Annotated in this window: 12 protein-coding genes; all 12 read left to right on the top strand. The window is 53.0% G+C overall.

What is annotated here, in order from left to right:
* The first annotated feature begins 35 nt into the window (after nt 1–35).
* The 12 genes from ACFSO0_RS15385 to ACFSO0_RS15440 all read left to right on the top strand — a co-directional run bounded on the left by ACFSO0_RS15385 (nt 36) and on the right by ACFSO0_RS15440 (nt 12,171).
* Complete coding sequence (locus tag ACFSO0_RS15385; protein ID WP_376881691.1) at nt 36–398, top strand: response regulator; 363 nt, start codon at nt 36–38, stop codon at nt 396–398.
* Nucleotides 398–1,075 carry a flagellar biosynthetic protein FliO gene (locus ACFSO0_RS15390; RefSeq protein ID WP_376881692.1) on the top strand — a complete coding sequence of 226 codons (678 nt, stop codon included), beginning with the start codon at nt 398–400 and terminating at the stop codon, nt 1,073–1,075. Before ACFSO0_RS15385 ends, ACFSO0_RS15390 begins: the two co-directional genes overlap by 1 nt.
* The gene (gene fliP / locus ACFSO0_RS15395) at nt 1,072–1,833 is read left to right on the top strand and encodes a flagellar type III secretion system pore protein FliP (RefSeq protein WP_376881694.1); all 762 of its coding nucleotides are present in this window, start codon (nt 1,072–1,074) and stop codon (nt 1,831–1,833) included. The genes ACFSO0_RS15390 and fliP overlap by 4 nt, the downstream gene beginning before the upstream one ends.
* Nucleotides 1,834–1,863: 30 nt before the next feature.
* The gene (gene fliQ / locus ACFSO0_RS15400; RefSeq protein ID WP_376881695.1) at nt 1,864–2,133 is read left to right on the top strand and encodes a flagellar biosynthesis protein FliQ; all 270 of its coding nucleotides are present in this window, start codon (nt 1,864–1,866) and stop codon (nt 2,131–2,133) included.
* A 3-nt stretch (nt 2,134–2,136) separates the two neighbouring features.
* Nucleotides 2,137–2,919, top strand: coding sequence for a flagellar biosynthetic protein FliR (fliR, locus tag ACFSO0_RS15405; RefSeq protein WP_376881697.1), 783 nt, complete (start codon nt 2,137–2,139; stop codon nt 2,917–2,919).
* Nucleotides 2,916–4,013 (top strand): flagellar biosynthesis protein FlhB, encoded by a 1,098-nt coding sequence (gene flhB / locus ACFSO0_RS15410; RefSeq protein WP_376881698.1) that lies wholly within the window; start codon nt 2,916–2,918, stop codon nt 4,011–4,013. Before fliR ends, flhB begins: the two co-directional genes overlap by 4 nt.
* 18 nt (nt 4,014–4,031) lie before the next feature.
* Entirely contained in the window at nt 4,032–6,074 is a 2,043-nt protein-coding gene (flhA, locus tag ACFSO0_RS15415) for a flagellar biosynthesis protein FlhA (RefSeq protein ID WP_376881699.1), read from the top strand.
* Nucleotides 6,071–7,429 (top strand): flagellar biosynthesis GTPase FlhF, encoded by a 1,359-nt coding sequence (gene flhF, locus ACFSO0_RS15420; RefSeq protein ID WP_376881700.1) that lies wholly within the window; start codon nt 6,071–6,073, stop codon nt 7,427–7,429. The genes flhA and flhF overlap by 4 nt, the downstream gene beginning before the upstream one ends.
* 4 nt (nt 7,430–7,433) lie before the next feature.
* Nucleotides 7,434–8,297 (top strand): MinD/ParA family protein, encoded by an 864-nt coding sequence (locus ACFSO0_RS15425; RefSeq protein ID WP_376881701.1) that lies wholly within the window; start codon nt 7,434–7,436, stop codon nt 8,295–8,297.
* Between the two features lie 33 nt (nt 8,298–8,330).
* Nucleotides 8,331–9,536: a protein-glutamate methylesterase/protein-glutamine glutaminase gene (locus ACFSO0_RS15430; protein WP_376881703.1), complete on the top strand. Its 1,206-nt coding sequence runs from the start codon at nt 8,331–8,333 to the stop codon at nt 9,534–9,536.
* Between the two features lie 21 nt (nt 9,537–9,557).
* Entirely contained in the window at nt 9,558–11,603 is a 2,046-nt protein-coding gene (locus tag ACFSO0_RS15435; protein WP_376881704.1) for a chemotaxis protein CheA, read from the top strand.
* A gap of 91 nt (nt 11,604–11,694) precedes the next feature.
* The gene (locus ACFSO0_RS15440; protein ID WP_376881705.1) at nt 11,695–12,171 is read left to right on the top strand and encodes a chemotaxis protein CheW; all 477 of its coding nucleotides are present in this window, start codon (nt 11,695–11,697) and stop codon (nt 12,169–12,171) included.
* The last annotated feature ends 3 nt before the right edge of the window (nt 12,172–12,174 follow it).

The following is a 12,174-nucleotide window of genomic DNA, read 5'->3' on the forward strand; positions in this document are numbered from 1 at the left end:
GAAATTTACTTTGAAGTAATGGGAGGAGCCAAATCATGTCAAACAAAGTTCTTATCGTGGATGACGCAGCTTTCATGCGGATGATGATCAAGGAGATCTTGTCCAAAAACGGATATACCGTTGTAGGGGAAGCAAGTGACGGCGCACAGGCGATCGAGAAGTATAAAGAACTCGGCCCTGACCTGGTGACGATGGACATTACGATGCCGGAAATGGACGGGATTGCTGCACTGAAGGAAATCAAAAAAATTGACCCGAGCGCACGCGTCATCATGTGCTCTGCGATGGGACAACAAGCCATGGTTATCGATGCCATCCAGGCGGGCGCAAAAGATTTCATCGTGAAGCCATTCCAGGCTGATCGCGTGCTGGAAGCGATCAAAAAGACATTGAGCTAATGATGAAATTTTGGAATGTGGGGACAAGGTTCATCTGGGTTTGTTGTCTCATCTTGCTGTTTGTCGCCACCCTACCTGGTTGGGCATCGGCTGATGGTACGGTAGCGGATTCCTACAATCAGGGGAATGTACCCAAGAGCAATGCGCCCGCCGGCGGTGAACAGCCGGCGGCCATTCCGGGCAGCGGTACCGGAAGCATATGGGGTTATTTGATCCAGGTGATCTTTTCTCTTGCATTTATCGCTGTACTGATATACCTGCTCCTGCGTTTTCTGGGCAAGCGTCAATTCGGTCAAAACCGCGGTCCTATCAAAGTCATTTCCGCGACCGCGCTGGGCAACGGGAAAACGGTGCAGATCGTGATGATCGGGGAGACCTTGTACATCGTTGGAGTCGGGGATAACGTGCAATTGCTGCGAATGATCGAACCGGGTGACGAAGCCGATCTCATCCTGTCCGACGCAGAAATCAAACCGCTGGAAACGGCGTTTTCCTTGAAGTGGCTGCCCTTCGGAAAGAAAAAGCAGCTCGAAGAAGAAATTTTGTTTTCTTCCGATGTGGATGGAAAGTCATTCCAGGAAATGCTGAATGGTCAGTGGAACGATGTGAACAAAAGGACCATGCAGGCAGATGTGTGGACCAAAGAGGAAGCTCAGGACAGAGGGGACCTAAAATGAAACATTTTTTGCAGGTGCTCGTGATTGCCGCAGTGCTGCTGGCGATACCGAATGTCGTACTGGCAGCGCCCGTGGGAACACCGATTGTTCCGAGCGTTGATTTGAAAATTGGCGGCGGGACTGGAACGCCTCAGGAGACTTCCTCGGCGATTCAAATCTTGCTGATTTTGACCGTATTGTCGGTTGCCCCAGCCATCCTGCTGCTGATGACAAGCTTTACTCGAATTGTCATCGTGCTGTCGTTTGTCCGAAATGCCCTGGCGACCCAGCAGATGCCTCCGAACCAGGTTTTGGTGGCGCTCGCCCTTTTCATGACGTTTTTTATCATGGCGCCTACGCTCGGGAAAGTAAACGAAACCGCCGTGCAGCCTTTTATGGCGGGAAAGATGACTCAGCAGCAAGCATTTGATGCGGCAGTCGTACCGTTCAAGGAATTCATGGCCAAGCAGACCCGGGAAAAAGACTTGGCGCTTTTTTTGGAGTACACGAAGGCCGAACGGCCGAATACGATCCAGGACATTCCGCTAAGCGCGCTCGTTCCCGCCTATGCGATCAGCGAGCTGAAGACGGCTTTTCAGATCGGCTTTATGATCTTTATTCCGTTCCTCGTCATCGACATGGTCATCTCCAGCATCCTGATGGGGATGGGGATGATGATGCTGCCGCCTGTGATGATTTCCTTGCCGTTCAAGATTTTGCTGTTCATTATGGTGGACGGCTGGTACCTGGTCGTGAAATCACTCTTGATCAGTTTTTAGGACATTCCAAAGGGTTCGAGGAGGTAGAGCATGACACAAGAATTACTGATGCAGATTGCCCAAAGCTCTGTTTATACCATCCTGCTGCTTGCGGCACCCGCCCTGGGGATCGCCTTGCTGGTCGGTTTGATTGTCAGCGTCTTTCAGGCAACGACACAAATTCAGGAACAGACACTCGCATTCATTCCGAAAATTTTGGCTGTATTCGTTACGATATTGGCAGTGGGGCCGTGGATGCTGCGCGTGATGCTTGATTTCACGACAGGGATCTTCGGCAACCTCCATCGGTTTGTCGGGTAACTTATGGATCTGTTTTTCACGTATTTTCCTATCTTTTTGCTGACTTTTGTGAGAATGAGTGCCTTTTTTGTAGCCGCTCCCTTTTTTTCGATAAAAGGCGTGCCGAATCAGTTCAAGATCGCGCTGGCCTTCATCATGGCCCTGATCAGCTTTCAGTTCATCCCGACGCAAGCGCAGATTGCCATGGACTTCAGTTTCGTCCTCCACGTGATCAAGGAAGCCCTGGTGGGAGTCATCCTTGGATACGTTTGCGAGTTGATGTTCATTGCGGTACAGGTAGCCGGAGGGCTGATGGACATGCAGATGGGACTGGCGATGGCGAATGTGATCGATCCCAAGACCGGTGTGTACGTTCCCGTCACAGGGAACTTCAAGAACATGTTGGCGGTCCTCTACTTTTTCAGCATCAATGGACATCACATGCTTATCCGGGGGCTGATCAAAAGCTATGAGGCAATTCCCCTCGAGGCAGTGTGGGCGGCTTTCGGAAGCGAGCAAGTGTTGATGACGGCTGTCAAAGTCTTTGAAGACATGTTCCTCAGTGCGTTCATGATGGCGTCGCCAATTGTCGTGGCGCTGTTTCTGGTGGACGTCTCGCTTGGGATCATCGCCAAATCGGTGCCGCAGTTCAATATTTTCGTCGTCGGCTTGCCGTTCAAGATGCTCGCAGGCTTTCTGCTCCTGATCGTGGTGATGCCCGCTTTTTTGCTGACCTTGAACGGATTGTTTGAAAGCATGTTCCGGGCGCTCGCACAAATGATGAAAATGCTCGGAGGCGCACCATGAGGCAAAACAGGTTTCGCTTCCCCCTAGACCTGCAATACTTCAGCGGGGAAAAAACGGAAAAAGCAACACCGAAGAAAAAACAGGAAGCGCGCAAGAAAGGGCAAGTGGCCAAAAGCCAGGATTTGTCGCCGTCGATCTCTTTGACCGCATTCTTTTTTCTGCTCATCATGCTGGGTTCGGAAATGCTGGCGACCTTTCAGCGGATCATGAGAGAATCGCTGACCACCTACATCGGCTGGCAATTGAACGAGGAAAATTTGAAAGTCATGGTCATGCAGCTTGCGTATGAAGCGTTCAAGATCGTAGGGCCAGTCCTTGGCGTTTCTTTGCTGGTCGCATTCGCTGTCAACTTTATGCAGGTCGGATGGTTATTTTCAACCGAACCGCTGCAAATGAAGCTCGAAAAGCTCAATCCGATCGAAGGAGCCAAGCGGATTTTTTCCATTCGCTCCTTGGTAGAACTGCTGAAATCTTTGCTCAAAATCAGTGCAGGTATTTATGTTGCCTATACCATTTTATGGAATACAAAAGAACAAGTCGTACAATTGTCCTTAAAGTCTTTAGGGACTGTCCTGTCCTATACAGCGGGCGAAGTCGCCAAGCTGGGAATCTATCTCGGAGTGTTGTTGTTTGTGCTGGCAGTGCTCGACTACGCTTACCAGCGCTATGAACACGAGAAAAATTTGCGGATGTCCAAGCAAGACCTGAAAGATGAATACAAACAGTCAGAAGGGGACCCGCTGATCAAAGGAAAAATTCGGGAGCGTCAGCGCAGCATGGCGATCCGGCGAATGATGCAGGAGTTGCCAAAAGCAGATGTCATCATCACCAACCCGACGCATTTTGCCGTTGCCATTCGCTACAATGCAAGCGAAATGAGCGCTCCTACGGTGGTGGCCAAAGGGCAAGACTACCTGGCTTTGAAGATCAGGGAGGTGGCCAAAAAGCACCGGATCGTTACCATGGAAAACAAGCCCTTGGCCAGGGCTCTCTATAGTCAGTGCGAGATCGGGCAACAAATTCCCGAAGAGTTGTTTAAAGCTGTAGCGGAAGTTCTCGCGTACGTGTACAAGCTGCAGGGGAAAGTGAAATAAGGGAAAGGAGGACGAACAGTGGGATTCAAGTTCAAAGAGTTGGGTACGATTTTATTCGTCATTAGCATTGTGGTCATGATGGTGATCCCACTCCCTTCTGGGTTGCTTGATTTGTTGTTGATTCTCAATATCTCCCTTGCGTTGACGATCTTGCTCGTGTCGATGTACACAAAGGAAACGTTGGAGTTCTCCATTTTCCCCACGGTTTTGCTGATTACGACACTTTTTCGCCTTGCGCTGAACGTGTCGACGACGAGAAACATCCTTTCTCACGGGGAAGGCGGCAAAGTGATTGAGACCTTTGGCGACTTCGTGGTTGGCGGAAACCAGGTCGTCGGGTTCGTCGTCTTTCTCATCCTGATCATCATACAGTTTATCGTCATCACCAAAGGCTCCGAGCGGGTGGCAGAGGTCGCAGCGCGCTTCACCCTTGACGCGATGCCAGGGAAACAGATGAGTATCGACGCAGACTTGAATGCGGGGATGATCACAGAGGCGGAAGCGCGGGCAAGAAGGAAAAAAATCGAGAATGAAGCAGATTTTTACGGCGCCATGGACGGTGCCAGCAAGTTCGTAAAAGGGGATGCCATAGCCGGAATTATCATCTTTATCGTGAATATTATCGGCGGCTTCATCATCGGGATGCTCGTGCATGATATGAGCTTCGCCGAGTCAGCTTCGCGCTTTACGACCATGTCGGTAGGGGATGCGCTGGTGAGCCAGGTTCCCGCCCTGCTGATTTCGACGGCTGCCGGTATCATCGTGACCCGCTCTACTTCCGGCGAAGGACTGGGCGACGATATCGTCCGGCAGATGTTCAGTTTTCCCAAGCTGCTTTACATCGTCGCTGGCTGCATAATCTTGCTGGGGCTGTTTACGCCGATCGGCCTTTTGCCGGTGCTTCCGGTAGCGGCAATCCTCGGCTTTGCCGGTTGGAAGCTCAACTCTAAGCAACGGATGGAAATGCTCGAGTCGGCAGACAAAGTCGAGGAGCAGCAGATAGAAGAAGTGCGCAGTCCGGAGAGCGTCGTCAGCCTGCTGCAGGTGGACCCGATCGAGTTCGAGTTCGGCTACGGTCTCATCCCGCTCGCAGACGTCAAACAAGGCGGCGATCTGCTCGACCGCGTCATCATGATCCGCAGACAGATCGCCCTGGAGATGGGGATTGTCGTTCCGGTCATCCGTATTCGCGACAACATTCAGCTCCGTCCCAATGAATACGTAATCAAGATCAAAGGCAGCCAGGTAGCCAAAGGGGAGATCATGCTGAATCATTATCTGGCGATGAGCCCAGGCTTTGAGGATGATTCCGTCGTCGGGATCGAAACGGTGGAACCTGCGTTTGGATTGCCTGCATTATGGGTAACAGAAGAGAATAAGGAGATTGCCGAGCTGTCCGGCTACACCGTGGTCGATCCGCCGTCCGTCGTGGCTACCCATCTGACGGAGATCATCAAGCGCCACGCGCACGAACTGCTGGGCCGCCAGGAGACGCGCGCCCTGATCGACAACGTGAGGGAAACGGCGCCCGTGCTGGTCGACGAGCTGATTCCAGGCATGCTGTCCATCGGGGATGTGCAAAAGGTGCTGCAAAAGCTGCTCAAGGAAAAAGTATCGGTGCGCAACCTGAACGTGATCCTCGAGGCGCTGGCCGACCATGCATTGTACACCAAAGATCCCGATGTGCTGACAGAGTATGTGCGCCAGGCGATGTCGCGCCAGATCACGCTCCAGTACACCGAGCCGGGACAGCCGCTGCGGGTGCTGACAGCGGGGGCAGGCCTGGAAAAAGCAATCTCCGAGCGTATCGAGCAATCTGAACAAGGCAGCTACCTGGCCATGGACCCGGAGACTTCCCAACGCATCTACCAGACGATGTCGGCAGAAGTGAGCAAGATGATCAACTCTGGCCAGCAGCCGATCATTCTTGCGTCCCCGGCGATTCGCATGTATTTGCGCCAGCTGCTTGATCGGATGATGCCGGATGTTCCCGTTTTGTCTTACAGCGAGCTGGAACCACATGTTGAAGTGCAAAGCGTAGGGATGGTGAACATTACGTGAGAGTGAAACGCTACATAGTCGATTCCATGCCGGAGGCTTTGGAAAAGATCCGGGCCGATCTCGGGAAAGACGCAGTCATTTTAAACTCCAAGCCAGTGAAAACGGGCGGGCTGTTCGGGATGTTTGGCAAGATGCGCATAGAAGTGATTGCCGCAGTGGACGAAAGAGCCGCTGAGGGCGAAAAGAGCCAGAAGCCTGCCAAGAATCGGACTATGGATGCTGCCACTCACGCACAGACCGGTACGTATACGGCCAGACAAGCGTACCGGAAAGCGGGTGATCTCCAGCCTAAGCTCCGCGAAGGCGCCATTGCCGTGCAGGAGCGTGACGCCTTGTCGCACGCACAGCGCGAGGAAGCTTTGCAAAGGGAAGCCGTACGGGCCACCGAAGCAGTGCCTGCAGCCGTTGCAGGAAATGCTCCTGCAAACGGGACAGCGCCCCAACCCGAGCAGGCCGGAGCGGCGCCGAAGCAGGTCGAGTATGGAGGGGCAGATGCCCTGGCGAGCGAAGTGCGCGACATGCGGCAAATGTTCCAGAAGCTGCTCGTCAACGATTTGAGCAGGCAGCTCCCCGAGGCCGTGCAAACCATGCGGGCACACTTGCTGGAGCAGGGCGTCACGGAGGAACTCACGGCGGAGATTTTACGCAAGCTGATGGAAAAGGAAAGCAGTCCCCACGCTTGGCAAACGGAAGAAGCACGCACTGCTTGCAGCCAGATCGTGACGGAAATGCTCTCCGAAGGTCAGCAAAACGCCGTGAAGCTGGGACGCACCATTCAGTACGCTTTTTTCTTCGGGCCGACTGGCGTAGGAAAGACGACAACCATTGCCAAGCTGGCTGCCGAAAGCATGTTGAAGGAAAAGCGGAAGATTGGTTTTATCACGGCGGATACGTATCGGATGGCTGCCGTCGAGCAGTTGAAGACTTACGCCAATATCCTCAATGTGCCGCTTGAGGTCGTGTTCCGGCCAAACGAAATGACGGCAGCTATGGAACGGCTTGGCGACTGCGACCTGATTTTTGTCGATACCGCCGGGCGCAATTTTCGCAACGACGAATACGTACAGGGGATTCGGGAGCTGGTCAATCATGGCAAAAACAGCGTGAACTACCTCGTGCTAAGCCTGACCTCCAAGTATTCGGACATGAAGGCAATCATCCAGAATTTCTCGGAAGTACCTAGCAAACAGGTGATCTTTACGAAAGCGGATGAAACACAAAGCTTCGGGAACATGCTGAACGTGGTGCAGGAGATGAAGCTCCCGTTTTCCTATATCACGACAGGGCAAAATGTTCCGGATGACATCGTCGCAGCGACTCCTGCACTCGTTTCATCCATGATAGTAGGAGACTAGTCAAATGCGTGACCAGGCAGAACAACTTCGACAACGAATCCAACAGAGCACACAGGAGCGCCAAACGAAGCTGGTTACTGTGACGAGCGGAAAAGGCGGGGTAGGAAAATCGAATTTCAGCCTGAACTTCGGCCTTGGACTGATCGAGAGAGGGCATAAGGCAGTTCTGTTTGATGTCGATTTGGGACTGGCCAATCTGGACGTCCTGATGGGTCTGACTCCGAAGAAGCATTTGTTTCACCTGCTGGAGCCGGATGAGACGATCTGGGGCATCCTGGAAAAAGGGCCGGGTCAGCTGGAGTTTATTGCTGGAGGATCGGGCTTTACCCAAATCATGCAGCTGGATGATGGCAAGCTGGAGCTGCTGTTTAACCGGCTGAACCCTCTGCAGGGTTACGCCGATACGATTATTTTTGATACGGGAGCAGGTTTGTCCAAAGAATCGCTGCACTTCATGCTCTCCTCGGACGAGGTGATCGTCGTCACGACCCCGGAGCCGCCGGCGATCACAGATGCCTACGCAGTCATCAAGATGCTGCACTCCCGCAGTCCTGTCGTCAAAATTCGCCTCGTAATCAACCGCGTTACCTCGGAACGGGAAGGGAGAATGACGGCAGACAAGCTGACGATGGTTGCCAAGCGCTTTCTGAACATGGAGATCCACCCGCTCGGCTACGTCCTGGACGACGTTCATGTGTCCAAGGCAGTCAAGCAGCAACGTCCTTTTTTACTTGCCTATCCGCAATCGAAAGCTTCTCGGAGCATTCGGGATTTGGTGGGGCGGTATTTGGAGAGTTCCGCAGCAGCGAAGCTCCCTGCGAATGGTCTGAAAGGATTCCTCGCTAGGCTGAAACACTTCATTCGATAAGGCAACATGGGGTAGGAAGGGAGCGACATTGCATTGAGTAAAATTCGAGTTCTCGTAACCGATGATTCTGCATTCATGAGAAGAGTTATTTCCGACATTTTGACTACGGACCCTGATATAGAAGTCATTGACCGGGCAAGAAATGGACTCGAGTGTATTGAAAAATGCAAACAACTGAATCCGGATGTTCTCACACTGGACATCGAAATGCCCGTCATGAACGGCCTGGATGCCTTGAAGGTACTGATGAGCGACCATCCCCTGCCGATCGTGATGCTGAGCAGCTTGACCAGGGAGGGAGCAGACGCGACGATCGAAGCGCTTGAAGCGGGGGCGTTCGACTTCGTCACCAAGCCGTCGGGGCCAATATCACTGGACATACATAAAGTTGGGGATCGTCTGATCGAGCGGGTAAAGGCAGCTGCTCTGGCAAAAGGGCGGATGAGAAGGGGGTTGCATACGCCAAGGGCAAACAAGCCGTTTGACCCGAAGGCAGCAGCACCTGGTACACCGGCCGCTCCAAAGGCGCATGGTACATCCGGTTCGTCAACAGCGCCTCACACACCGCTTGCGTCTCCACAGCCGGCAGCTCCTGTTCCGGAATCGTTGGCCGCAAAAAGATCTTTATCCGGTTTGAGTCAGCCGAAGCGAGTGCTTGCAAACGGAAAGCCGGGATTGGTCGCACTGGGTACTTCGACAGGTGGACCAAAAGCGCTGCAGGTCGTTTTGACAGCCCTGCCAGCCGACTTTCCCGCTCCCATCGCAGTGGTTCAGCACATGCCCGCCGGCTTTACAAGATCGCTGGCTCAACGCTTGAACACACTGTCCCACATTCGCGTGACAGAGGTGGAGGACGGTGAAATACTGGAGCCGGGAACAGCCTACATCGCGCCGGGAGGTTATCATTTTGAAGTCCGGCAGGTGAACGGACGTTTGCAGGCCCATCTGCAACAGGAGGAGCCGCGCGGCGGTCATCGCCCCTCTGTCGACGTACTGTTTGAATCAGTCAGTCGATTGTCAAATGTAGACAAATGGGCAATTATCATGACAGGAATGGGGAATGACGGGACAAAAGGTCTAAAATTAATGAAAGAGCAAGGTCATGTTACGAGCATTGTCGAGGATGAGTCGACCTGCGTCGTTTACGGGATGCCCCGTGCAGCCGTTCAAGCGGGCCTGGCAGACAATATCGCCCCCGTCGAAAAAATTCCCGAGCTGTTGTGCAAGCTCGTGCACTGATTTTTGGGAGGTGGATCACCGATGGAAATGAATCAGTATTTGGACATGTTCATAGAAGAAGCGAAAGAACATTTGCAAGCGATCAACGATAATCTGCTTCTGTTGGAAAATGATCCGGACAACATCACGCATGTGAAGGAAATTTTCCGCTCCGCTCACACCCTGAAGGGGATGTCCGCGACCATGGGCTTCGAGGACATGGCGAGCTTGACACACGAAGCGGAAAACGTGCTGGACCTCATCCGCAACCATAAGCTGAAGATCACCAGCGACATCATGGACGTCATTTTCCAAAGCGTCGATTTGATCGAGAGCATGGTCATTGACATTACCGAAGGCGGAGAGGGTTCTGCAGATGTATCCGGGCCTGTGAAAAAGCTGCGGGCGATCGTAGCGGGCGATTTCACGGCGGAGTCGGAAGTGGCAGCAACGGCGGTCGCGGAAGAGAAAGAGGAAGAAGCGGCAACCGAACAGCAGGCATCAGGCGTGGAACAGGAACTGGACGATTTCGCGATCATGGTTTTGAAACAGTCCAAAGAGCTCGGCAACAACCTCATGTGGATCAAGGTGACCTTGAAAGAGAATTGCCTGCTGAAAGCGGCCCGCGCATACATGGTGTTTGATCTGCTGGAATCGCAGGGGGAAATCATCAAGACGAAGCCTTCTGTCGAAGATATCGAAAGCGAGCGATTCGAGACTTCCTTTGAGCTTGCGTACGTTACCATGCAGCCTGAAGACAAGATCCGCAGCGGCATTTTGAATATTTCTGAAATCGAGGATGTCAAAATCGCGCCGCTCCAGCTGAAAGAAGCCCAGTTGCCGGCGCCTGTGGCAGCGGTTGAGAAGGCGGAAGCAGCGGAGGCCAAAAAAGCGCAGGAACAGCAGCCAACGCCTGCCCGCAAACCGGCGGCAGGAGGCAAGACCATTCGTGTAGACATCGATCGTCTGGACATTCTCATGAATCTGTTCAGCGAGCTTGTCATTGACCGGGGACGTCTGGAACAACTGGCGAGAGAGATTGGCAAAAGCGAGTTGCAAGAGACTGTCGAGCATATGAGCCGCATCAGCGGAGATTTGCAAAACATCATCCTGAACATGCGGATGGTGCCGGTCGAGCAGGTATTCAACCGATTCCCGCGCATGATTCGTGATTTGCAAAAAGAATTGAACAAAAAAGTCAATTTGGAAATCATCGGTGCCGAAACTGAGCTGGATCGCACCGTGATTGACGAAATCGGAGATCCCCTCAACCACTTGCTGCGCAACTCGCTGGATCACGGGATCGAATCGCCGGCGGACCGCAAGAAAGCAGGCAAGCCGGAAGAAGGCACCATCGTGCTGCGCGCGTTTCACAGCGGCAACCACGTATTCATCGAGGTCAAGGACGATGGCGCGGGGATCAACAAGGAGCGTGTGCTGAAAAAAGGGATCGAGCGAGGTATCGTCAACCCTGCAAACGCGGACAGCATGACGGACAAGCAGATTCATGAGCTTCTCTTTGCGGCTGGCTTCAGTACCGCAGAGGTCATCTCCGATATTTCCGGACGGGGCGTGGGACTGGATGTCGTCAAGTCCAAGATCGAGTCTCTTGGCGGCAACGTGACCGTCGAGTCCGTTCGGGGACAAGGGACGACCTTCCTGATCCAGCTGCCGCTTACGCTTTCGATCATCTCTGCCATGCTTGTGCAGGTTCAGAATGAGAAGTATGCGGTGCCGCTCAGCTCCATCATCGAGACGGCCGTTTTCAAAAAGGATCAGATCATGATGGCCCACCGTCAGAAAGTGATCGATTTCCGGGGAAGAGTGGTTCCGCTGGTATACTTGCAGGACATCTTCCATGTACCGAGAACAAGCCAGGTGCAAGAGGAAGACGAAGTCGCTGTCATTATCGTGCGCAAAGGGGAGAAAATGGCCGGTCTTGTCGTGGACTCCTTTATCGGACAACAGGAAATCGTCCTGAAATCCTTGGGCAAGTATCTGGTCAATGTTTTCGCCATCTCTGGTGCAACGATCTTGGGAGACGGACAAGTAGCGCTCATTATCGATTGCAATGCGCTGATCAAGTAAAGCTGCGGACGCTGATGCAGCGATACCGGTTCCTGCATGGAGAAGTGCACACGCTTTTGCATGCTTACACGTGAAAAGGAGGGGCATCCACATGCTCGAGCACAAGGAAATCGTAAGCGAAGTGAAAGTGATTGTCTTTCGGCTGAAAGATGAAGAGTACGGGGTAGAAGTCAACCAGGTGAAATCGATTGAAAAACTGGAGCATATCACCCGCGTGCCGCGTACGCCAAAGTTCGTAAAAGGGGTAATCAACCTGCGCGGGGTCGTGACGCCGATCATCGATTTGCGCAATCGCTTTGAACTGGAAGATTGTGTCTACTCCGAGTCGACCCGCATCATTATCGTGGCGGTGGGAGAACTGGAAGTCGGTTTGATCGTCGACGCTGCCAATGATGTAATCGATATTCCGGTGGATGCCATCGAGCCGCCGCCAGAGGTAGTAGGCGGAGTCGAAGCGGCTTACCTGCGCGGTGTCGCCAAGCTCGACAAGCGTCTCTTGATTCTGCTGAACCTCGACAAAGTGTTGAGCACGGAAGAAATCAAGCAACTCGACGCAATTGAGGGGTAAAAT

This window comes from Brevibacillus sp. GCM10020057 (assembly GCF_042683565.1).
Taxonomy (GTDB): domain Bacteria; phylum Bacillota; class Bacilli; order Brevibacillales; family Brevibacillaceae; genus Brevibacillus.